18 protein-coding genes are annotated in these 22,933 nt (G+C 60.1%); 10 read left to right on the forward strand and 8 right to left on the reverse strand.

Annotated features, from left to right (window positions below; genetic code table 11):
* Nucleotides 1-102: 102 nt before the first annotated feature.
* Nucleotides 103-1,323, forward strand: coding sequence for a formate-dependent phosphoribosylglycinamide formyltransferase (gene purT / locus HMPREF2614_RS05530; RefSeq protein WP_049181106.1), 1,221 nt, complete (start codon nt 103-105; stop codon nt 1,321-1,323).
* A gap of 90 nt (nt 1,324-1,413) precedes the next feature.
* Here purT and HMPREF2614_RS05535 read toward each other — a convergent pair whose 3' ends face one another.
* On the reverse strand, nt 1,414-1,917 hold the full coding sequence (locus HMPREF2614_RS05535) for a phosphoribosyltransferase (RefSeq protein ID WP_038626740.1): 504 nt from the start codon (nt 1,915-1,917) through the stop codon (nt 1,414-1,416).
* Nucleotides 1,918-1,981: 64 nt separating this feature from the next.
* Complete coding sequence (locus HMPREF2614_RS05540; RefSeq protein WP_049181107.1) at nt 1,982-3,487, reverse strand: FAD-dependent oxidoreductase; 1,506 nt, start codon at nt 3,485-3,487, stop codon at nt 1,982-1,984.
* A 252-nt stretch (nt 3,488-3,739) separates the two neighbouring features.
* Between HMPREF2614_RS05540 and HMPREF2614_RS05545 the strand changes: the two genes are divergently transcribed.
* The 6 genes from HMPREF2614_RS05545 to HMPREF2614_RS05570 all read left to right on the forward strand — a co-directional run bounded on the left by HMPREF2614_RS05545 (nt 3,740) and on the right by HMPREF2614_RS05570 (nt 10,866).
* Nucleotides 3,740-4,765, forward strand: coding sequence for a sulfite exporter TauE/SafE family protein (locus HMPREF2614_RS05545; protein ID WP_070560420.1), 1,026 nt, complete (start codon nt 3,740-3,742; stop codon nt 4,763-4,765).
* A gap of 173 nt (nt 4,766-4,938) precedes the next feature.
* Nucleotides 4,939-6,645: a nitrite/sulfite reductase gene (locus HMPREF2614_RS05550; protein ID WP_049181108.1), complete on the forward strand. Its 1,707-nt coding sequence runs from the start codon at nt 4,939-4,941 to the stop codon at nt 6,643-6,645.
* A gap of 250 nt (nt 6,646-6,895) precedes the next feature.
* Nucleotides 6,896-7,660, forward strand: a complete 765-nt coding sequence (locus tag HMPREF2614_RS05555) for a phosphoadenylyl-sulfate reductase (protein ID WP_038626732.1) — start codon at nt 6,896-6,898, stop codon at nt 7,658-7,660.
* A 152-nt stretch (nt 7,661-7,812) separates the two neighbouring features.
* The gene (gene cysD, locus HMPREF2614_RS05560; RefSeq protein WP_049181109.1) at nt 7,813-8,739 is read left to right on the forward strand and encodes a sulfate adenylyltransferase subunit CysD; all 927 of its coding nucleotides are present in this window, start codon (nt 7,813-7,815) and stop codon (nt 8,737-8,739) included.
* Nucleotides 8,739-10,040: a sulfate adenylyltransferase subunit 1 gene (locus HMPREF2614_RS05565; protein WP_070560422.1), complete on the forward strand. Its 1,302-nt coding sequence runs from the start codon at nt 8,739-8,741 to the stop codon at nt 10,038-10,040. Before cysD ends, HMPREF2614_RS05565 begins: the two co-directional genes overlap by 1 nt.
* Nucleotides 10,041-10,095: 55 nt before the next feature.
* Nucleotides 10,096-10,866, forward strand: coding sequence for a sirohydrochlorin chelatase (locus HMPREF2614_RS05570; protein ID WP_038626726.1), 771 nt, complete (start codon nt 10,096-10,098; stop codon nt 10,864-10,866).
* Between the two features lie 33 nt (nt 10,867-10,899).
* On the opposite strand, the gene HMPREF2614_RS05575 is transcribed toward HMPREF2614_RS05570, so the two are convergent.
* A complete protein-coding gene (locus HMPREF2614_RS05575) occupies nt 10,900-12,288 on the reverse strand; it encodes an FAD-dependent oxidoreductase (protein ID WP_038626724.1) in 1,389 nt (462 codons plus the stop codon).
* Nucleotides 12,289-13,003: 715 nt separating this feature from the next.
* On the opposite strand from HMPREF2614_RS05575, the gene pta reads away from it, so the two are divergent.
* Together pta and HMPREF2614_RS05585 are read left to right on the forward strand one after the other, a co-directional pair.
* Nucleotides 13,004-14,329, forward strand: coding sequence for a phosphate acetyltransferase (gene pta / locus HMPREF2614_RS05580; RefSeq protein ID WP_235191282.1), 1,326 nt, complete (start codon nt 13,004-13,006; stop codon nt 14,327-14,329).
* A 5-nt stretch (nt 14,330-14,334) separates the two neighbouring features.
* Nucleotides 14,335-15,531 (forward strand): acetate kinase, encoded by a 1,197-nt coding sequence (locus HMPREF2614_RS05585; RefSeq protein ID WP_038626720.1) that lies wholly within the window; start codon nt 14,335-14,337, stop codon nt 15,529-15,531.
* 240 nt (nt 15,532-15,771) lie between these two features.
* Here the strand turns inward: HMPREF2614_RS05585 and HMPREF2614_RS05590 are convergent, their stop codons facing one another.
* The 4 genes from HMPREF2614_RS05590 to HMPREF2614_RS05605 all read right to left on the reverse strand — a co-directional run bounded on the left by HMPREF2614_RS05590 (nt 15,772) and on the right by HMPREF2614_RS05605 (nt 21,932).
* On the reverse strand, nt 15,772-16,623 hold the full coding sequence (locus HMPREF2614_RS05590) for a L,D-transpeptidase (protein WP_070560424.1): 852 nt from the start codon (nt 16,621-16,623) through the stop codon (nt 15,772-15,774).
* Between the two features lie 112 nt (nt 16,624-16,735).
* Nucleotides 16,736-19,201: a serine/threonine protein kinase gene (locus HMPREF2614_RS05595; protein WP_070560426.1), complete on the reverse strand. Its 2,466-nt coding sequence runs from the start codon at nt 19,199-19,201 to the stop codon at nt 16,736-16,738.
* The gene (locus tag HMPREF2614_RS05600; RefSeq protein ID WP_070560428.1) at nt 19,198-20,277 is read right to left on the reverse strand and encodes a glutamate ABC transporter substrate-binding protein; all 1,080 of its coding nucleotides are present in this window, start codon (nt 20,275-20,277) and stop codon (nt 19,198-19,200) included. The genes HMPREF2614_RS05595 and HMPREF2614_RS05600 overlap by 4 nt, the downstream gene beginning before the upstream one ends.
* Nucleotides 20,274-21,932, reverse strand: coding sequence for a hypothetical protein (locus tag HMPREF2614_RS05605; RefSeq protein WP_070560431.1), 1,659 nt, complete (start codon nt 21,930-21,932; stop codon nt 20,274-20,276). Before HMPREF2614_RS05605 ends, HMPREF2614_RS05600 begins: the two co-directional genes overlap by 4 nt.
* 135 nt (nt 21,933-22,067) lie before the next feature.
* Here HMPREF2614_RS05605 and HMPREF2614_RS05610 point away from each other — a divergent pair, with 135 nt between their 5' ends.
* On the forward strand, nt 22,068-22,571 hold the full coding sequence (locus HMPREF2614_RS05610) for an NUDIX domain-containing protein (RefSeq protein WP_038626710.1): 504 nt from the start codon (nt 22,068-22,070) through the stop codon (nt 22,569-22,571).
* 37 nt (nt 22,572-22,608) lie between these two features.
* Here HMPREF2614_RS05610 and HMPREF2614_RS05615 read toward each other — a convergent pair whose 3' ends face one another.
* Nucleotides 22,609-22,926 carry a hypothetical protein gene (locus tag HMPREF2614_RS05615; RefSeq protein ID WP_172954624.1) on the reverse strand — a complete coding sequence of 106 codons (318 nt, stop codon included), beginning with the start codon at nt 22,924-22,926 and terminating at the stop codon, nt 22,609-22,611.
* Nucleotides 22,927-22,933 lie beyond the last annotated feature (7 nt).

The raw sequence follows: 22,933 nt of genomic DNA on the forward strand, positions 1-22,933 counted from the left end.
CCGCCGCGGTGAATCCGCTCGCTGTCGTATGCTGGAGACAATCAATTTCACAGCTGCTGGTTGTGCAGCGTACGTGCCGTAGACGAAAGCGAGTTTATCTCGATGTTCACCCCTGAAGTCACCGGAACCCCGTACCAGCCGGGAGCGACGCGAGTTCTGCTGCTCGGCTCTGGCGAGCTCGGCAAGGAGGTGACCATTGCTTTCCAACGTCTTGGCGTTGAGGTGCACGCTGCCGATCGCTACGAGCATGCACCGGCACACCAGGTAGCTCACCACGCCTACGTCTTGAATATGTCGGACCCCAGTGCACTGCGGGACCTGATTCTCGAGGTCAAGCCCCACTTCATCGTCCCCGAGATCGAGGCCCTGGCAACCGAGGTGCTGGAAGAGGTTGAGGAAGACGAGACGCTGGACGTCACCGTTATTCCAACCGCACGGGCGACTCAGCTGACCATGAACCGAGAGGGTATTCGCCGTCTGGCTGCGGAAGAGGTTGGGCTGCCGACTTCCCGCTATCACTTCGCCTCCAGCTTTGATGAGTTCACCGCAGCTGTTGATGAGATTGGCTTCCCGTGTGTGGTCAAGCCGGTCATGAGTTCCTCGGGCAAGGGGCAGTCCACGCTGCGTTCGCCGGAGGATGTCCAGGCCGCGTGGGATTACGCCATGAGTGGCGGCCGCGTCGAGTCCGGCCGCGTCATCGTGGAGGGCTTCGTCGATTTCGACTACGAGATCACGCTGCTGACCGTGCGCTCCGTTGATCCGGAGACCGGCGAGGGGGCAACGTGGTTCTGTGAGCCCATTGGGCACCGTCAGCAGGACGGCGACTACGTTGAGTCATGGCAGCCGGCTGCCATGAGTGAAAACGCCCTGGACAATGCGCGCTCTGTCGCCGCGCGCATCACCAACGCGCTGGGCGGTCGCGGTATCTTCGGCGTCGAGCTGTTTGTTCGCGGCGATGAGGTGTGGTTCTCCGAGGTCAGCCCGCGTCCGCACGACACCGGCATGGTCACCATGGGCACCCAGCGTTTCTCTGAGTTCGAGCTGCACGCGCGTGCAGTGTTGGGTCTGCCTATCGACGTCACGCTGGTGTCCCCGGGAGCCTCCGCTGTGGTCTACGGCGGTGCTGACATCGAGCAGCCGGGCTACACCGGGCTGACGGAGGCCATGGCTATTCCGGAGACTGATATTCGTATCTTTGGTAAGCCGGTCGCTGGCCCGCGTCGCCGCATGGGCGTTGCTGTTTCAACCGCGGATTCTGTCGATGCTGCCCGTGAGCGTGCATCGGAGGCGGCATCAAAGATTAAGGTCGTCGAACTGGGCTAGTTCGACGACGTAGTGTGCGCTGCGGTACGGCCGTAACCGGCCCCGCAGCGCACTTTTTGTTTGCCCGCTATGGTGCGTAAGCTACTTGATCTACTTGGACTTCTGTACCGGTGGCTCGGCCGACCAGGGGAAGACGATCCAGTCATCGGTGTGCTTCCAGACATAGTCCGGTGCAATCTCCGAGCGGGACTTGCCGTAGAGCACAGCGGAGCGTACTTCCGCACCGTGGGTCTTAAGCAAATCGAGCACCAGGTGCAGCGTGCGACCGGAGTCTGCGACATCGTCAACGACCAGCAGACGGCGCTCAGAAATCGATTCGATGTCCAGCAGCGGCTCCAGCAGAACCGGATCCGGCAGGGTCTCCGCCACGTCGGTGTAGAACTCGACGTTAATGGCGTCAGAGAGCTTGACGCCCATGGTGTAGCTGAGTGCACCTGCAGGTAGAAGACCACCGCGGGCCACGGCGATAATGATCTCCGGCTCGTAGCCCGAATCGACAATCTGCTGTGCCAGTTCACGGGAGGCGACGCCGAAGCCTTCCCAGGTCAGAACTTCCTTGACGTCCAGGTTGGATGAGTCTGCATGATAAGCCATGTATTAACTCTAATCCGAAGACCGACTGACGTGCACAATCAACTGCCCGGTTAGACCCGACACGCTAGCTGGCGACAGTCTCCACAACCGCTTCGTGTACAGCTTCGGCCACGTCATCGGCATCTGGCTGCTTTGCGACGACCGTGGAGGCCGCAACCATATCGGCCCACTCGACCAGCTTCTTGCGCTCGCGGCCTTCGGCTTCGCCCGCTGCACGTTCGGCGGCGTCGAGTGCGTGCCAGCCCTCCCAGGTGGTGACCTGGAGGCCCTTGTTGGCCAGGAACTCGTCGACGTCGTTATACGTGGGTTTTGCAGGTGCGACCAGGCGGCCTGCCTCCCAGTCGGCGATGAGGTTGCCGACGGTTTCGTTGGCGTCGCCCTTGGTGTTACCGATTAGGCCGACCGGGCCACGGCGAATCCAGCCGGTGGTGTACAGACCCTGGATGTGGTTGCCGTCGACGTCGTCAAGCACGCGTCCGCCGGCATCTGGGATGGTGTGGGTGCCGGTGTCGAACGGTACGCCGGTGACTGCGTCGGAGCGGTAGCCGACTGCACGGTAGACCGCACCGACCGGCCATTCGGTGAACGTGCCGGTGCCACGGACGCCACCCTCGCCGTCGAGTTCAGTGCGTTCGGTGCGGATAGCGCTGACGTGCTGTACTCCATCCTCGCCAGTCTCGCCGATGATTTCGACCGGGGACTCGAAGAAGTGGATGAAGAGCTTGTGCGGGGCGCCCTTTGGCTCGCGGATGGCGTAGTTTTCCAGAATCGTACAGACCTGATCGGTGATCTTGGACTCACGACGGGACGTTTCGGAGGCGGCATCGTACTGGATGTCCTCCGGATTCACGACAACCTCAATGGTGTCGGAGTGGTCCAATTCCTTCAGCTCCAGTGGAGTGAACTTTGCCTGGGCCGGGCCGCGGCGGCCGAAGACGTGAATTTCGCGGGCGGCATTCTTTGCCAGGCCAGCGTAGACGTTGTCGGCGATTTCGGTGACGTGCAGCTCATCGGCAGTCTTGGCGAGAATGCGGGCGACGTCGAGGCCCACGTTGCCGACACCGACCACGGCCACGGACTCAGCGGAGAGCTCCCAATCGCGGGCGAACTCCGGGTGGGAGTCGTAGAAACCTACGAACTCACCCGCGCCGTAGTGCTCCGGCAGGTCGGCGCCCGGGATATTCAGATCGCGGTCGCCGGTCGCGCCAGTGGCGAAGATGATGGCGTCGTAGAACTGGCGCAGTTCATCGACGCTGACCTGCTTACCGACGTCCACGTTGCCCAGAAGTCGGACCTGCGGCTTGTCCAGCACTCGGTGGAGGGACTTAATGATGCCCTTGATTCGCGGGTGGTCTGGCGCAACGCCGTAGCGGATGAGACCGAACGGCACTGGAAGGCGCTCGTAGAGGTCGATGGCGACGTCGCGGCCGGACTTCATCAGTGCGTCGGAGGCGTAGATACCGGCCGGGCCCGAGCCGACCACGGCTACACGCAGTGGCGTGGTGGAGTTGGCGAGATTGGGCAGTGAGGAAGCGGCCGCGTTCTGGGCTGCAGTCTGGTCGTTGGTCATTGAGTGGAATCCTTTTTCTACGTTTTCTTTGTCGCGATTGCTTATCGTAGACCAATCGGTCTATGCTTGCTGAAACAGAATATAGACAAACTGGTCTACAAAAAGCAAACACAAAACACCGCAAGAATCACTGCTTTGGCTTGAGAGGGTTTTGCTGCGTATTGCTTCTGCTGAACGAGGTCTAAAAGAGCTTGTCGTGCGGACGTCGTGGCAACGGCAGGCTCTGGTTGGGTAAGCGGGGAAGGGCTTGTCATGGAAAAACTCATAGTCTTCGTGCTAATCGGCCTTGGCGCGCAATTAGTCGATGGCACTCTGGGGATGGCATTCGGTGTCACTGCCACTTCACTTTTTATTGTTGCTGGTAGTAGTGCTGCCACTGCGTCGGCGGTAGTTCACGTAGCGGAGGTGGGCACGACGCTGGCCTCTGGTATTTCGCACTGGCGATTCGGCAATGTCGACTGGCGGCGCGCACTGAGCCTTGGTGTGCCGGGCGCTATCGGTGCCTTTGTTGGTGCGACCTTTTTGTCCAATCTGGATAGTGATGCCGCGACGCCTGTGACCTCGACAATCTTGCTTTTTCTCGGCCTGTGGGTGATTATCCGCTTCGCCTTCCTGGCTAATGTTAAGCGCAAGAAAAAGACCTGGGGAGCGAAGAAGCTCGCTCCGCTGGGGCTCTTTGGTGGTCTGCTCGATTCCACTGGTGGCGGCGGTTGGGGGCCTGTTACCACCTCTACTTTGTTGGGTGCTGAGGCTGATCAGCCGCGCAAGATTATCGGTACTGTCTCGGCGGCGGAATTTCTTGTCGCTCTAGCTTCTGTGCTGGGCTTTTTGCCAAAGCTGCGGGAGGAGTTTACTCAGCATGCCGCGCCGGTAATTGGTTTGCTGTGCGGTGGTGTGATTGCTGCACCTTTGGCTGCATACCTGGTGGGGCGTATTAATCCGCGCCTGCTTGGAATTGTGATCGGCGGCGTGTTGGTCGGGCTGAATATTCGAACACTGTTTTCGCCGCTGGTTTCTGGCGGCGTGTTGGCAACGGTGCTGCTTGTCTGGGCTTTTGGCGTTGTCGCACTGGTGCTGTGGGCGCGGTCGCATGACACTCTTCCGCGTCTGCGTCAGCGGGTCCAACTTGAGTCGACTTCTCAGTCTTCCTTGGCTGATGTGTCTAGTTCTGGATCTCCATCACCGGCTTCGGTTGATGGCGGGGCTGGGGATGCTTCTGGAGGTGTCAAAGTGGGCGCAGAAAACGGTGTCCACGTGGGCGAAGCGGGGGTTCGCTAGGTATCCGAGCATACCCCGGCTTGCACTAGCCAGACTGGTCGGTCTAATGTTGCCTGCAATACTGCATAGACCGTCCGGTCTATAAAAATTAGCAACTAATTCGTTCAGGGCTGATTCAAGCAACTCTGATTCGGTCAACGAGAACAAAAACGAAAGTGATTCGGTAGATTCCCATGAGCTCTCCTACGAAAACCGCCGAGCGTCCGGCTTCCGCAGCGGCTACCCGACGTAAGAAGCGTGCACCGAAGCCGCAGGGACAGTGGCTTATCGACGGCCGCGAGCCACTTAACGACGACGAACGCATCAAGAAAGAAGATGCTGGCTTTGCCGTTAAGCAGCGTGTTATCGACATCTACTCCAAGCAGGGGTTTGACTCTATCCCTGCGGAAGACCTAGCTCCGCGCTTTAAGTGGATTGGCCTCTACACCCAGCGCAAGCAGGGGCTTAGCGGTGAGCACACCGGTGTGAAGACTAACGCCGAGTTGCAGGACAAGTACTTTATGCTCCGCGTTCGTCTCGATGGTGGCCAGACCACCACCGAGGGTATTCGCACCATCGGGGAGATTTCCCGCGACTTCGCTCGTGACACCGCGGACTTCTCCGACCGTCAGAACGTCCAGCTGCACTGGATCCGCGTCGAGGACATGCCGGAGATTTGGGACCGCCTTGAGCGGGTTGGTCTCGACACCAACTTTGGCTGCGGCGACGTTCCCCGCGTTATCCTAGGTAGCCCGGTTGCCGGCGTTGCTGCCGATGAAATCGTCGACGGCACCAATGCTATTCGCCGCATCAAGGACGAGTACCTCTCCGGCGACGAGTTCTCCAACCTACCGCGCAAGTTTAAGTCCGCAGTTTCCGGTTCCCCGCGTCTCGATGTCACCCACGAGGTCCAGGACGTCGCCTTTGTCGGTGTCAATCACCCAGAGCACGGCCCCGGTTTCGACGTTTGGGTCGGCGGCGGTCTCTCCACCAACCCAATGCTCGCGCAGCGTCTCGGCGCCTGGATCCCAGAGGACGAGGTTCCCGAGGTATGGGCGGGCGTGTGCCGCATCTTCCGTGACTACGGCTACCGTCGCCTGCGCAATCGCGCGCGTCTGAAGTTCCTCGTTGCCGAGTGGGGTGCGGAGAAGTTCCGCCAGGTACTCGAAGACGACTACCTCAACCGCAAGCTTATCGACGGCCCCGCGCCCGAGCCTTTCGAGGGCGACCGTGACCACATCGGCGTGCACAAGCAGGCCGACGGTCTCAACTACGTCGGTGTGAAGCCCGCTGTTGGCCGTGTTCCGGGCTCTGACCTGGTCAAGCTCGCCGACATCGCCGAGCGCCACGGTGTTTCCCGCGTCCGTACCACTGTCATGAAGGAGCTCATTCTCCTCGACGTCGCCGACGACCAGGTCGACTCCCTGCTCGCTGAGCTCGACGAAATTGGCCTGTCTGCCAAGCCTTCCGCATTCCGGCGGGGCATCCTGGCCTGCACTGGCCTGGAGTTCTGCAAACTCGCACTTGTCACCACGCGCCAGCGCGCAATCGATCTGGTGGGCGACTTGGAGGAACGTCTCGGCGACCTCGATGTCCCAATCACCATTGCGCTCAACGGCTGCCCGAATGCCTGTGCCCGCACACAGATTGCCGATATTGGACTCAAGGGTCAGATTGTCACCGACGATGAGGGCAACCGTGTCGAGGGTTTCCAGGTTCACCTCGGTGGTTCGCTGGGGCTCGATGCCAACTTCGGTCGCAAGGTTCGCGGACACAAGGTCACCTCGGCAGAACTGGGTGACTACATCGAGCGCGTCGTCAATCATTTCAAGGAGCAGCGCCACGAGGGTGAACAGTTCCGCGAGTGGATTGTCCGCGCTGATGAGGAGTATCTGAAGTGAGTGAATCTTCCAACGAGGTTCGGTCGCAGGGGCCGTCGGCAAGCGAAAAAGACGAGGCGCCAGCGCGACTGGGGATCGGTGGCCGAAGCGCACACCCCAATCCGAACCGGGGTGCGGTGATGCATTGCCCTTACTGCGGCGGTGATGATCTGTGGCCCGATGTGGAAACCGATTACGCCTGGCAATGCCGCGAATGTTGCCGGGTATTCACAGTGAAACTGCATGGTCATATTGATAGGAAGGTGGCGTCATGAGCACGGGACTGAAAACCGCTGAAGTCATTAAGACTCAGGAGGCGCTCGCGCGTGAGGATGTGCTGGACAATCCGGAAACTGCTCGCCGTCTGATAGAGCTTGCACTGGAGTGGGGCTCCAAGCTGGAGACTGCCACTGCCGGGGAAGTACTGGAATGGGGTGCGGAGCACCTGCACACGCCACTGGCTGTGACCCTGTCGATGCAGGACACGGTATTGGCGGAGCTGGCTGCTCGGCACGCGCCGGAAGCCGACCTGGTTTTCCTGGATACGGGTTACCACTTCCCGGAGACCCTCGACGTGGCAGAACAGGTCGCACAGCGCTACGACAACCGACTGCTGTCGATTGAGCCGAAGCGCACCCGCGCCGAGCAGGATGCTGAAGAGGGCGTAGATCTGTACAAGACCGACCCGACGCGATGCTGCGCACTGCGGAAGGTCGAGCCGCTGTCAGCTGTGAAGCGCCCCTACGAGGGTTGGGTCACAGGTCTGAAGCGCGTCGACGCGCCGACCCGCGCACACACGCCGGTACTGGAAATCGATAAGACCGGTCGCATCAAGCTCAACCCGCTGGCCACCTGGACGGATGAGGACATTGCCCAGTACATCGAGGATAACGACCTCATTGTGCATCCGCTGACACAACAGGGGTTCCCGTCGATTGGCTGCGCGACATGCACCGCGCGAGTGGCAGAGGGTGCGGATCCGCGCTCGGGCCGCTGGGCGGGCAGCGAGAAGACAGAGTGCGGATTGCACCTCTAGTTTGAGCGGCTGGCTGCTAGACGATACCGACAGCCACTAGCTACTAGCCAATTGCCGCTCATGGCTAGCTGCGACCCGCAGCTTATACAGACAGTTTTTTAAAACAGCCGACAAGCTAACACAGCTAACACAGCCACAACAGAAAGAACCCCATGACAAGCTCAACCACCGTTTCCGTACAAAACCGCCTCGACCCGCGGCTTGCCGAACTGGAAGCCGAGGCCATCGACATTATCCGCCAAACCGCCGGCCAGTTTGACCGTCCGGCACTGCTTTTCTCCGGCGGAAAGGACTCCGTCGTCGTGCTCGAGTTGGCCAAGCGCGCCTTCGCACCGGCGGGTATCCCGCTGGAGCTGCTCCACGTCAACACCGGCCACAACTTCCCCGAAGTTATTGAATTCCGCGACAAGATTGCCGCTCAGCCGGGCATTAAGCTGCACGTAGCCAAGGTCCAAGACTGGATTGATAGCGGTGTGCTCACCGAGCGTGCTGACGGCACCCGCAACCCCTTGCAGACCGTGCCACTGGTGGAGACCATCGCCAACCGTGGTTACGACGCCGTCCTCGGTGGCGCCCGCCGCGATGAGGAGAAGGCCCGCGCCAAGGAGCGCGTGTTCTCCGTCCGCGACTCCTTCGGCGGTTGGGATCCACGCCGTCAGCGGCCGGAGCTGTGGGGGCTCTACAACGGTCGCCACGCCGCTGGAGAGAACGTTCGCGTTTTCCCAATCTCGAACTGGACCGAGGCCGACGTCTGGGCCTACATCGAAGCCCGTGACATCGAGCTGCCACCCATCTACTTTGCCCATGAGCGTGAGGTGTTCAACCGCGGCGGCATGTGGTTGGCACCGGGCGAGTGGGGTGGACCCCGCGACGGTGAGACCCTAGAGGTTCGCACTGTCCGCTATCGCACTGTCGGTGACATGAGCTGTACCGGCGCTGTCGAATCGACTGCCACCACTATTGCGGAGGTCATGGAGGAACTTCGCACATCCAAGCTCACCGAGCGCGGCGCTACCCGCGCAGATGACAAGTTGTCCGAATCCTCCATGGAAGACCGCAAGAAGGAAGGTTACTTCTGATGAGCCAGCCAAATTCCCCAGCTACCCTGATTACCGCCGACCGCGCCACTCGCGCTCGTCGCACTCTTCGCCTGTGCACCGCTGGCTCCGTCGACGACGGTAAGTCGACCTTTGTCGGGCGTTTGCTGCACGACACGAAGAACATCCTCGCTGACCAGTACGAGGCCGTCGTCGCCTCCTCGCAGGCGCGCGGTCAGGAAAATCCTGACCTCTCGTTGCTGGTTGATGGTCTGCGGGCCGAGCGTGAGCAGGGCATCACGATCGACGTTGCCTACCGCTACTTCGCCACCGACGTCCGCTCGTTCATCTTGGCCGACTGCCCTGGTCACGAGCAGTACACCCGAAACACCATCACTGGTATGTCCACCGCTGAGGCCGTCGTTTTGCTTATCGACGCACGTAACGGCGTCGTGACGCAGACCAAGCGACACGCAACTGTGGCCGGTCTGCTGGGTGTTCGCCACGTAATCTTTGCCGTCAACAAGATCGACCTGCTGGACTACAGCGAAGAAGCCTTCCGCAAGATTGAGTCGGATGTAGCAGTGCTGGCAGAGCGCTTGGGTCTGCAGAACACCTTCGTTGTTCCAGTGTCGGCTTTGGTCGGCGACAACATTGTCGATCCTTCTGAGCATACCCCGTGGTACGAGGGGCCGACTGTGTTGGAGCTGCTGGAAAACCTCAACATCGGTGCCGACCTGGAAACCGATGCCGAGGCCGACCTACGCCTGCCCATCGACTACGTCATTCGTGATCACGCCACTGAATACCGTGGTTACGCCGGCCGTATCGCCGCAGGTAGCGTGCGCGTGGGCGATGTTGTCTCCGTAGACGCCAACCGTCAGGCTACTGTCACGAAGATCACCGTGGCAGCCGCGGATGTCACTGAGGCCGTGGCCGGTCAGTCGGTTGCCATCAGCTTGGATGCCGAGTTCGACCTCGCCCGTGGTGATCTCATCAGTGGCACCCGTCCGGAGGACGTCCGCCGTTTCTCCGCCGTGGCTGTCCACCTTGCGGACAAGCCGCTGGCAGTCGGTCGTGTCGTTGAGGTGCGCTACGGTGCCGCGCTGGTGCGTGGGCGTATCGCTTCCGTCGATGCCCTTATCGACATCGAGACCGGTGAGCCCACCGGCGTTGCCGACCAGCTCGCGGTCAATGATGTCGCTGAGGTGACCATCGAGGTCGCGCAGCCGCTCCCGGTCGATGCCTACCGCGTCGGTGGTCGTGTCGGTGCCTTCCTGCTTATTGAGCCGGGCACCGGTGACACTCTCACCGCTGGCCTCGTGCGTGGCGCTGCCCAGTAGAGCTGCCAGGTAGAAAAACCAGAAAGCACAGCTAGCGAGCCTGAGGAGACCATTGATGACCGCACTGATTCTGCTTGCGCACGGTTCCCGGCACCCAGAGACCAAACCGGTGCTCGAAGAGGTGGTCGCACTCGTGCGCGAGAAGATGCCGCTCACCCGTCTGGACGCTCCCTCTCAGATTCGCCTCGCCTGGCTGGACCTCGACGAGCCCTCGCTAGATGCCGTCTGTGCCGACCTCGCCGCTGCCGGCGAGACTCGCGCACTGGCCGTACCGCTGCTGTTCACTGATGCGTTCCACTCGCGAGTCGATGTTCCCGAGCAGGTTCGACTCTGCAATCGGCATGGTGTTGACATCACAGTGGCTGAAGGACTCGGGCTTGGCGACGGCACGAAGCGCGCCGTCGTGAAGCGAATCATTGAAGCGGCGGAGAATGCATCTTTTTCCTGGCCGGTCGATGCGCTGGTGATGGGGGTCGGCTCCTCTGATGAGGAGGCCAATGCGGCGGTGCACCAATTTGCGGCAAATCTTGGCGGGATGCTGCCGGGACATGTGAGTGCAGCATTCGTGGTCGGTCCTGAGAAGATTAAGGGATCCGATGCTGTGGCCGTGGCACAGGAGCGCGCGGCCAAGCGCGGTCGCGGACTCGTAGTGGTGCCGCTGTTTACCGCGCCGGGCCTACTGTGGGATCGAGTCCTCGATGCGGGCGCTGCCGCCGGTGCTGGCCAGGTGGCTTTCGGTGAGCCATTGGCCGAGCTGTTGGCGCCGATCGTGTGCTGCCGCTGGGACTCGCGCGCTGCGTACACGGATGTGCAGGTAGTGGCGTAGCCGGCGCTTTCTATCCGCCCTCGTTACTCGCCGTTACTCGCCCTTGGAGTGGGTGACCATCTCATCCCATTCGACATACTTCTTGCGTTCGCGGCCCTCGGCCTCGCCGGCGGTGCGTTCGGCAGCATCGAGCTTGTGCCAGCCCTCCCAGTCCAGGTAGTCGATGCCCTTTGACTCCAGCAGCTCGTTGACAGCGGACAACTCCGGCTTCGACGGGGTGAATTTCTTGCCCTCTGCGGCATCGGCCAGCAGATTGGCCACGGCCTCGTTGGCATCGCCTTTGGTATTACCAATCAGACCGACCGGCCCGCGGCGAACCCAACCGGTGGTGTAGAGGCCAGTGATGGCCTCGGCTGCTTCATCCTCGGTGTTGTCGGATTCGATGACTCGACCACCGACGTTGGAAATGACATTCTTCACGTTGTCGAACGGGATACCCGGCAGTGCATCAGAGCGGTAGCCCACGGCGGAGTAGACAGCGCCGACCTTCCAGTCGGTAGTCTCGCCGGTCGGCCGCAGTCCGCCAGCACCGTCGTATTCCATGCGCTGAGTGCGCAAGCCGACCACATGCTGCTGGCCGTCGGCACCCTCCTCGCTGAGGATTTCCACTGGCGACTCGAAGAAGTGAATGTAGAGCTTGTGCGGTGCGTTCTTCGGTTCACGGATGGCGTAGTTCTCCAAGATGGTGCAGACCTGGTCAGTAATCTTGGAGTTGCGACGCATAATCTCGGATGCGGAGTCGTAGTCAATGTCGCGCGGATCGACAACGACCTCGACGTTCGGTGAGTAGTCGAGTTCCTTGAGCTCCAGCGGAGTGAACTTTGCCTGTGCCGGGCCACGGCGGCCGAAGACGTGGACTTCCTTGGCCTTATTTGTCTTCAGAACTTCGTAAACATTGTCCGGGATCTCTGTGACGTGCAGTTCCTCACCGGTCTTCGCCAGGATTCGAGAGACATCCAGCGCGACGTTGCCTACGCCAACGACGGCCACGGACTCCGCCGAGAGATCCCAGGTGCGCTCAAAGAGCGGATTGCCGTCGTAGAAGCCCACGAATTCACCTGCGCCGAAGTGCTCCGGCAGGTCTGCTCCCGGAGTCGGCAGTGCGCGGTCGCCGACGGCACCGGTGGCGAAGATGACGGCGTCGTAATGCTCCTTTAATTCGTCGAGCGTGATGTCCTTGCCGAACTCAACGTTGGAAAACAGGCGCAGCTCCGGCTTTTCCATCACACGGTGTAAGGCCATAATGATGCCCTTGATACGTGGGTGGTCGGGGGCGACACCGTAGCGGATTAGACCAAATGGAGCCGGCATCTTTTCAAACAGATCGACTTCCACGTCAGTACTGGATTTCATCAGTGCATCGGAAGCATAAACACCGGCCGGGCCAGAGCCAATTACGGCAACGCGGAGCGGGCGATTCATGAAGCGTGTCCTTCTTTCTCTAATGCTTTACGACGGCCACGAGGCCGCGGCGTAAGTAGCTGCCAGCGGTGACCTCGTGGGGAAAGGAGTTATTGGTTTATTCGACATTCCCAATGGTAGCGCCCCCAATCGTAGCGATAACTTACGAAAAATCGAGAGGCGAGCATCACATCATCGGCGAGATGCTTTTGAAGGCGGACAAAACTAAATGTGACCTTAGTCACGCCCAATGTGGGAATTTGGGCTAGTTCACTAGAAAAACCGCATAAAAGCCGCGATTATGCGGGAAAACTGTTGGAATCTGTGGGGAAAAGTGTGGCTACCAGGGGTAACCAAAGAGGTTTGAGTCCGTCGTGAGATGTAAGGTGACTCACAATAAGATGAAAATAATGATTTGGGACTCAGCGGGATTGGAAGCTCAGCATGATCTTGAGCCTCCGGCAGTCCAATGGCTCGAGCCAAGTCAACGTTCAAATAAGTCAACGATTAAGCGCAGTGCGAGAAAGGAACGTCGGTGAGCGATAAGAACGCCCAAGCGTCCACCAACAACTCCGCAGTCCTGATTACTTCAGTGGACCGCGCGGACGATCTACAGGATGTCATTACGGCATTGTCTGAGGCACTGGGTGGGGCACGTTGCCTCCACACTGTCGGTGGGGCTCACGGCGCCACTGTGGATCAGGTTGTTGTGGATCCGGAATCCGCGCTTGACACCATCGTCAGTGCTGTTGAGGCTGACCGCGCTGCTAACGAGGGGGCGGCTGTTCTGACCGGCTCCGGCAACCTCGATTTTGACTTCCGCATTGCCACCGTCGCCGGTGCCGGTGTCATCGTTGTCGCTGGTGGCGAGGGCTGCCACACAGAGGCCGCGAAGGCTCGCGTTCGTTTGGCGCTCAGCAGTGCAGCTCAGCGTCACAGCGAGGTACTCGCTGTTGTTCTCACAGGGGAGGAAGCAGCCGAGGCTGCTAAGACTTTCGAGCTCGACGTTCCCGTTGTTGCCGTTGACGATGCTGAGGGGCTTCGCAAGGTCGTAAGCCGCGAGGTCACCGCAGTGATGACTCCACAGCGTTTCCAGTGGTGGCTGTTGCAGCGCGCCAAGGCTGATAAGCGCCACATTGTGCTGCCAGAGGGGGACGATGACCGCATTCTTGAGGCCGCTGATTACCTCCTGCGCGAGGACATCTGTGAGCTCACTATCCTCGGTGACCCGGATCCTATGAAGGCGCGCGCCGCCGAACTGGGTTTTGACATCGACGCCGCCCATCTCTGGAACCCACAGACCTCCGAATATGTTGAGCAGTTCGCGGAACAGTTCGCAGAGATGCGCAAGGCCAAGGGGGTCACGCTGGAGCAGGCCCGTGAGACGATGCAGGACATCTCCTACTTTGCGACGATGATGATTCACAACGGGCTTGTCGACGGCATGGTGTCCGGTGCAGCCCACACAACTGCGCACACCATTCGTCCGTCCTTGCAAATCATTAAGACCAAGCCGTCGGCTTCCACGGTGTCGTCGCTGTTTCTCATGGTTATGGACAACTCGCTGTGGGGTTTTGCGGACTGTGCGGTGCTGCCGAAGCCGGCTCCGGAACAGCTGGGTGAAATCGCGGTAGTATCCGCCGAGACTGCAGCTTCCTTCGGTATCGACGCCCGCGTTGCCATGCTGAGCTACTCCACTGGAGCATCCGGCACAGGTGAGGATGTTGACCGTGTGAAGGCGGGCCTGGCCAAGGCCAAGGAGCTGGCTCCGGACCTCGCCGTCGATGGTCCGCTGCAGTTCGATGCTGCTATTGACCCGTCTGTGGCTGCGAAGAAGATGCCGGATTCCTCCGTTGCGGGTAAGGCAACTGTTTTCGTGTTCCCGGATCTGGACGCCGGTAACATCGGGTACAAGATTGCCCAGCGCTGTGGTGGTGCATTGGCAATCGGCCCGATTCTGCAGGGCTTGAACAAGCCGGTCAACGACCTTTCCCGTGGTGCCACGGTGCCGGACATCATCAACACGGTTGCAATTACCGCTATTCAGGCTGGAGGAAACTAATTATTATGTCCCGTCACGTACTTGTTTTGAACTCCGGTTCCTCCTCTATCAAGTTTCAGCTGGTAGATCCGGAGAAGGACTCAACGCAGCCGCCGTATGTCTCCGGTCTGGTGGAGCGCATTGGTGAAGAAGACGGCATTATTAATCTGAAGTTCTCCGGACAGAAGATTGAAATCACTGAGCCTATCGCTGACCACGCCAGTGGCCTTGACCGCGCGTTCGAGCTGATGGATGAGCACGGTGTTGGTCCGGAGTCGGTGGATATTGCCGCCGTCGGTCACCGTGTCGTTCACGGTGGTCGCCTGTTCTCTGGACCGGAGCTGATTACCGACGAGATCGTCGGCATGATCCGCGATCTTATTCCGCTGGCGCCGCTGCACAACCCGGCCAATATCGTAGGCATCGAAGAGTCTCGCAAGCTGCTTCCCGACGTGCCGCACGTCGCCGTCTTCGACACTGGTTTCTTCCACACCATGCCACCAGCTGCTGCTCTGTACCCGCTAAATGCAGAGGTCGCATCGAAGTTTGATATCCGTCGTTACGGCTTCCACGGCACCTCGCATGAGTTTGTTTCCAAGCAGGTGCCGGACCTTCTGAATAAGCCGGCAGGGGAAATCAACCAGATTACGCTGCACCTGGGTAACGGTGCGTCGTGTGCGGCTATCCGAGGTGGCCAGGCGGTGGATACCTCGATGGGGCTGACCCCGCTGGCTGGTCTGATGATGGGCACTCGTACCGGTGACATTGACCCGGGCGTCATCTTCCACCTCTACCGCAACGGCATGAGCATCGATGAGATCGACAATCTGTGCAACCGCCAGTCCGGTTTGAAGGGTGTCTCTGGTGTCAATGACTTCCGAGTCCTGCAGGAGCGCATGGATGACCACGACCCGGATGCTTGGGCTGCATACCAGATGTACGTTCACCAGCTGCGCCGCTACATCGGCTCGTACATGCTGATTCTCGGTCGCCTCGACGCTATCACCTTCACTGCCGGTGTCGGCGAGAATCACGTCGGTATCCGCCGTGACTCGATGGCTGAGCTCGAGAACTTTGGCATCAAGATCGACGACGAGCGCAACTCCCAGCCGAATGATGGCCCGCGTCTGATCTCTGCGGATGACTCGAAGGTCAAGGTCTTCGTGGTACCGACCAATGAGGAACTGGCCATTGCCCGCTACGCAATGAGCTTCGTGGACTAGTTCCTTGGACTGGAACCCTGACGAGTAGGCAGGGTTTCGGTAACCCGTAATCGACGGCCGCCGTGTCCCTCACCTGTTGAATCCGCGACTGTAACTCAACAAAAAATGAGCTCGCCCCACTGTCTTCCAAACTGGAAGAATCTAGTGGGGCGAGCTCATTTTTCACCGCCAGGGAAACTGCGCCTATGCCTCAATAGGCTCAGTCACCTGGTCATTATTTCAACGCATCAGCGCAGGTAACTACCAGATGTAGACGTCGTCGCCGACCTGCAGAGTGTTGAAGTACATCACGGCATCATCGTGATTCAGATGGATGCAGCCGTGGGACATCTGATTGACCGAACCCTCGTGGAAAGCCTCACCGTCGTTGGTGAAGTACACAGAGAACGGCATCGGACCGTTGTAAGGAACCGACCACTCATCGCGGACCTTGCGGGTAACGCTCAAGTGTCCACGGGTGGTTTCGTAACCTGGCATACCGGAGGACATGGGCACCGGGCCGTAGGTGATGTTGCCGTTTTCCTGCAGCCAGGTCTTCTGGTTAGCCAGGTCAACGCATGCGCGGGCGCTCGGCGGGCACGGGTTGTTTGGCTCTGGGCGTGGTTCAGGGCGTGGTTTCTGCTCTGGCTGTGGAGCGGGGGCAGGCGCCGGCTCAGGCTGCGAAGGCTTGTCTTGGCCCTCCAGCAAACCGAAAATCTCGTTGACGACGCGGGTGGCTTCGGCCTTCTGCGCAGCTGGCAGCGGCAGGCTGTCGATGGCGTTCAGCAGCTGAGTTTTGACCTTGTCCGCCACCTGCTTGTTGTTTTCAGCGAACTTGAAGTTTTCATTGATTAGGGTGACGACCGAATCCGGCAGCTTCACCGAAGAGGAATCCAGAACCTCAGAGAGCTCAGGAGCAAGGTCGCCCGGGTTCAGAGTCGAGATCTCCGGCAGCTTGAGGTCCCGAACACTCTGGCTGAGCGACTGCAGGTCTGGGGAAACTGGCAGGGCAACGGCAGTGCCGGCCCCAATACCAAAGGCGGTGGTGAGAGCTGCAGCGCTGATGATGACACGCTTGGCGCTGCGGAAAGAGGATTTCGAGGAGGCAAACATAGAGGACATCTTAAACCACGAACGGCAATTCTCTCTTTATTCACCAATTCTGGGGTGGCGTTCACCCCACGACCGCATGTTTGACCAGGTTCAGTAAAGAGTTGGTACAGAGCTAACGCCAAGTTCGTGGCCGAATGAGATTTGCGATATCCACCAAGTTGTAGCGGTGTCGCGGAAACTGTGAAGAGCGCGCCAGCATCCGTAAGTCTTTTTCCAGTCCTTCACGCAGGCCAGCCACGGTAAAGGGCGCATCGAAAAGACCATTGGAGCTAGCTGCATGGTCGAGGTTCGAGCTGCGCAACCAGTTCAGCGCGGACGCCATCACGGTGATGCGCAGCTGCGGCATGCGCGGTTCATTTGTTGGTAGCTCCACCAGGCGACGCGCAGCACGGCGAATTCTCGATTCGGTCAACTCGGAGGGCATCCCGGAGGTGAGCATCAGAATCGTCGTCAAACGTGCCATGCGATGGTGGCGGGAGTTACCGGGAACGCGGTCAAGCTGGGAGATAGCCATTTCGTGTTGGCGCTCAGAGGCCAGCTGACGAGCTAGCCCGAAGGCGGAGGATACCGTCGTCGGGTTGGCCGCCCACACGACGGCGTAGAGACGCAGGGTGTTGAAACGAATTGTCTGAGGCGACAGGGACTCGCTGGCCCAGGCGGGGGAGAAGATTTCGGGCGTATCGGCAGCGACATTATCCAGCGCGCTGCTCAAGTTCGCGGCGGCGCGGGCGACAGAGGGCTCGAGGAGAGATGCGTTGGCGATGCCCAAGCGCTGTTGAATCAACTCGAGAGTCGCTGCCAGCGCCAACTTCGGGGCGGGCTCACCGGGAAGCATTGTCAGCACGTGGTGGAACGAGGTGAGGGCATCGTTGAATTGGTCGAGAAGCAGATAAGTCACGCCCTCGTACCAGTGGTAACGCCAATCGCGCTGCAAGCGTTCAGAGACATCGCAGAGGCTGTCGCGGGCCTCATCAATTAATCCGAGGTCCAGTTTCGCACGCACGATGCCCAGCGGAATTTCCACCGAAGAACCATACTCGGGTTCGGACAGTGCGTTGGTCAGTGTTTCGATTAGTTCGTTGGGTTCCGTAAACGACGAGGCGCTCAGGATGCGCGCACCCGGATCTGTCGGGTTAATCAGTGGCACAGGCAGCGCGAAGGTCACTTCTTGCGGAGTGATTTCCACGCCGCGGGTGATGCCGTCGACAAGCTGGTCGGTGCGGAACACCAGGTGCTTGGTGCCGTACGTGGAACGCTGCGGCGAGAAATTCGACACCGCCTGTGGGAATTGCACGCCGTCGCGCACCGCCAGAATCTCGCGCAATACGCCGATGAGCTGCACACTCATCTCTTCGGCAGAACCGAAGCGAGCCTCCGGATCTTCGTGGCAAGCGCGCAGTAGAAAGCGGTAGAGCGAGTAAAAACGGCGGAACAGAGGCTCTTCGACAGGTGAGGGCAGTCCCGGATCGTAGACGCCGTTGGTCGCCGGCAACTTCAGAATCAGCGAGGCCAGCGTGCGGCCGACAGTGTAGATATCACTGGCAATCGTCGGTCCCGTCGTAGCAATCTCCGGCGCCTGGAATCCGGGCGTGCCGTAGATATGGCCGTAGGCGCCGATGCCGGTGACCGCGCCAACGTCGATAAGCGTGACATGGTCTTCGCTGAGCAGCACGTTGTCCGGCTTCAAATCGTTATAGACAACGCCGCGCGAGTGCAGGTAATCCAGCGCGGGTAGTAGCTCCAGGATGTAGCCAATCGCCAGGTCACAGGGCATGACGCCGTCAGGGTAGCTCCGTCGCTGTTTGCGTAACGACGGGCCGCCGACGTACTCCATCACAATGAAGCCGGTGGCGCTGTTGGCGTCCGTCTCATCGATGAAGTTGATGATCTTCACAATTCCCGGATGCGAGATTTCCGCGAGGAACTCGCGTTCTGCCTGGACTACGGCGAAATCCTTCTCGTTTTTCGCTGCCATCATGCCCTTGAGCACGACCCAGCGATCCGAGACATTGTGGTCAATCGCCAGATAAATCCAGCCGAGACCGCCGTGGGCAATCGGGCCCACAATTTCGTACTGATCCGCCACGATATCGCCGGGTTTCAGGCTCGGCGTCGGCTTATTCGTCGCGCGAATCTTCTCATCACTCATTACTGCATCGCGCGGATCCTGCGTTGTGATGTACGGCAGGTGCACCATGCCGTCGGCGACGGTGCGTCCACGGTGCGCAGTCGATCGCTTCCGGCGAAAGTCCTCCAACGCTTTCCGGTGCGAGGCCATCGACGGATCTGGTGTCTGGGTGCCGGGTTCGGTCGTCACGCTTGACGACGAGCCCCCGCGCCCCAACAATTCGGCGATATCGAACTCTTCGTCATCGTCATCATCGTCCGCAAAAGGGTCGAAGGCGACAGCGGCAGTGCCGGGCGCTTGTTCGTCGTCTTCATCGGCGAATGGGTCGAAGGCGACGGCCTGAGTGGCAGCTGCCTCTGCCTCTGCGTGAGCATCCTCCTGGGGCGCTGGCGTGTATTGCGGATGCTGGGCTTGCTGGGCTTGCTCGGAGTACTGGTTTTCATCGCTCATCGGTTATCCACCTCGCCTTCTGGAGCAGCTTCCGGTGTGGGGGAGATTCCAAGTATGTCTTCGTCGTCGCCGTACTGTGGCGATGGCTGTGTACCACTTGGTAGGAAGGGGCCGAACCAGGTGTCGTAGAGGGACTGCCAGGTGCCATCGGTTGCCATACGCTCCAGGGTCGCGTTGATTTGGCGAACTAGGCCTGGGTTCCCCTTGGATACACCGGCCGCGTAGCTTTCCTCGTTCAAGCCCCGCTGGACAATCGCGGTGGCCGGATCTTGGTCGTTGATACCAGCGAGGATGGTGTCATCGGCAACGACAATCTCTGCCTGGCTGTTTTGAAGTGAAATGAGGCAATCCGACCAGTTGCCGACCAACAGCAGCGTATTGTTCGGCGAGAGCCGTCGAATCAAATCCTCGGTAGTAGATCCCCGGGAGACGCAGATGCGACCGTCCTTGACGTCCTCGGGGGAAGCATCGCCACCCGGTGAAGAGACGAGAACTCCAGCTCGTGCTGTCAAATACGGTGCGGAGAACAGCACCTTTTCGCGCCGGGCATCGGTGACCGTCATAGTGCGCAAAACGACATCGACGGTGCCGTCTTCGAGTGCGGCGGTGCGTTCGTTGCTGTCGACGAACCGAAACTCGACAGCATCGGGATTGTCAAAGATGTCCCGGGCAATCTCCTGTGCCAGGGATACCTCAAACCCCGAAAGCTCTCCGGTGCTGAAGTCGCGGAAGCTGAGCAGGTTCAATGATTGGTCAACACCAACGATGATGCGACCGCGCTGGTAAATCTCCGGGATTCGCTCTTCCGGCGTTTGGTCATCGGGGGCGAGTGTGGACAGATCTGGCGTGTTGGCTTCTGTCGCAGGCTTCCTCGAGGAGGCTTTGTCGTAGAACGCGCCCGGTGGCAGGGGAAAGTCACCGGTGGCCTCCAGGATTGTGCGCGAGTAGGGATCGTCGGCAAGCGAATCGGTCGCGCAGGCACTGACGGTGAGGCCCGCGATGGCGAGTGCACCAAGGACGGCTCTGCGCCGCCAGCCGGCGAGACCGCGGAGCGATGGGGAGAACGGAACGATCATAGGTACTCCAGAAGCCGGTGTCGGAAGCCGAAAACAACCAGAACTGCCGCGATGACGGTCAGTGTAACCGTGGCGAGAGACAGTGCCGCGATAGCGCGACGGGATCGGTCGAGGTTCTCACGGGCGGTCAAGCGGGACTCGGCGATGGAATTCTGTAGCGACTCATCGACCTGGTTGAACGCAGCCGCCGACGAGCTGGCATTATCCACATCGGTCGCGATGCGAACCGCACCGGCGTAGTCGCCTGAACTCAAGTGCTCCATCATTAGGTTGTGACCGGACTCCCAGCTGTAGATACCGTGGATGGCGGCTCTGATATCATCGTCCGGTGCATTGGCGTCCACTCTTTCCAGCTCGCCGACCAGGGTGCGCACCGACTGCGAGAAGGACTCCGCATCCGCGGGCTGACGGCGCACTAAGCCGAGGGTTTCGCTGGCGCGTAGCTGCTGGGCATCAATGCGCACTTCGGTTAGGGCATGAACATCCGGGCGCTGCTCTCCGAAGAGAGAGTTGGACTGCCACGGCTGAGTGGTGGCAATTCCCACACCGACAAGCGCGATGGCCATCAGCATGGTTGCACCAAACAGGCCGACGTTGAATAGTCGACCGGTGCGGCGAGTCAGCCACCACTGCGTGATTAGCAGCATCAAAATTGCCGCTGCCAGGCCTGACATCGGAAAAAGAGGCGGCTTTGATAGTTGGCGCTGCTCATCATTAGTGGTGGTACTGGTGCGTTCGTAGAGCGATTTTGCAGCTGGCAGAATCTGGACCTGCATCAAGTTTGAGGCAGAGGCGAGGTACGCGACACTGACGGGATTGCCCTGGCGCGCATTCGCGCGAGCTGTCTCGACCATGCCGGTGTAGACCGGCAACAGCCGCTGTACAGTCGCGATATTCTTCATCTCTGGGGCATCGACGTTTTCAATGCCCGTAGCTGCGCGGGTAGCGGACATGGATGCTTGTGCGATGACATCGTCGAAGTTGCTGACCAAGTCCTGGCTGCTGTTGAGTGTGCCGCGGGAAAAGGCGGTGTTGGCCGACGCATCGGCAATCGTCAGCGAGGCATAGAGATTCTGCGAGGCATTGGCCATCGGCTCGCTCAGCTGCGAAATTCGGGTGAGCTGCTGCTGGCGTTGCGAGGTTGTTTGCCACATGGATAGGCCGGCGGCCAGAATAGCGACGATGAGGATGAGGGCGACTGTGGTCAATCGGCCCGGCGACGTCATCAAAAATGACGCTGACCGGCGCACATACGTGGCCGACGGGCCGAGCTTGTCATAGAGACGCTCACCGAGAAAACGTGTCAATCTCCGGTTGCGCGGGCCAATTTCCAGGGCATCCACGCGCAGGTCGGTATCACGCGGAGAGTCTGCTAGGGCTGTTGGGGTTGCGGCCGTTGCTGGGGCATTAGCCGAGGACTCTGTAGTTTCCAGAGCAGTTGATGGTGCCGCACTCTCGGTAGCCGGGGTGGTGTCGGGAGTATCTTTCGATTCCTTTGCCGCCTGAGCCGCAGTGTGTGTGTCTAAGCTTTCGCCACCGGGAGTGGTGCGACCGCTGAAACGAGTTCGGCGTGGAGCACGATTCTTGCGGTGGAATGGGTTTCGGTTTTTGTCGTGGGCACGGGAATGAGGCGCACTTGAAGTGGTTTCACCCATGTGCACGTGTCCTTCCGACGTGACCGAAGTCGCCTGCGACAATCTCTCCGCTCAGAGCAACGTTAGTTCCTTGCAAATCTTAGTCGCTCGGGCTTGTGACGGAAAACACAAGGGTATCTGGCGTAGGGTGGAGACATGCTTCAGGATGGAAATGGTTGGGCAGCCGGCCCCAGCGGTACGCGCTGCTGGGGACGCTTCGGAGCTGCAGGGCTGCTGATTGTGAGCCCTCAGCGCACTGTGCTTATGCAGCATCGAGCTGACTGGACATCGTTCCCCCTAACGTGGGGTGTTCCTGGTGGGGCTTGTGATTCTCATGAGACTCCTGAGGCGACCGCGCTGCGTGAAACGGCTGAGGAAACTGGGCTGCTGGAGCATCAGCTTCGCATCCTCGACACGCAGGTCACCACCGGTCCCTTCCCGGCCGATCCGGATCGCCCCGAGCTCGCCGGCGGCTGGAAATACCACACGGTCTACGCACTAGCTGCCGAAGAGCTGGAGACGAATCCGAACGAGGAGTCCCTAGAGTTGCGCTGGGTTCCGCTTGACGACGTCGACAGCCTCGATCTGCTGCCGCCTTTTGTGGAATCGTGGCCCCGGGTGCGCGCGCACCTCGAGAAACTGCTGGAGGCCCTTGACTAGGTGTCGGCTTCGCACCTACCGGCGCTCCCTGCGTCGACTACTTGGAGTCGGCAACTGCTGCCGCGCCAGCGGCCAGCGCGGTGACGGTTAGGACGGACGGCCATGCGCCAATCTTCTTAGCCAGCGGGTGTGAGAGGCCGAAAGCGCCGAGGTAGGCGGCCACTAGGCCAGCGGCTCCCAGGGCGCCGGTCTTTGCGTTCCAGGTGCGTGCTGCGTATGCGCCGGCGGCACCCAAGATGACGCCACCGAGCGGACGAATGCCTGTTTCGCGAGCGGTGAGCCAGCCGCCGATGAGGCCAGTGGCCACGAGCGGAGCGGTCTTTACGTCTTTTGCCTTCTTCAAAGTAATAGCCATAAGCATC

The sequence above is a fragment of the Corynebacterium sp. HMSC074C11 genome, from assembly GCF_001809455.1.
GTDB lineage: Bacteria > Actinomycetota > Actinomycetes > Mycobacteriales > Mycobacteriaceae > Corynebacterium > Corynebacterium amycolatum.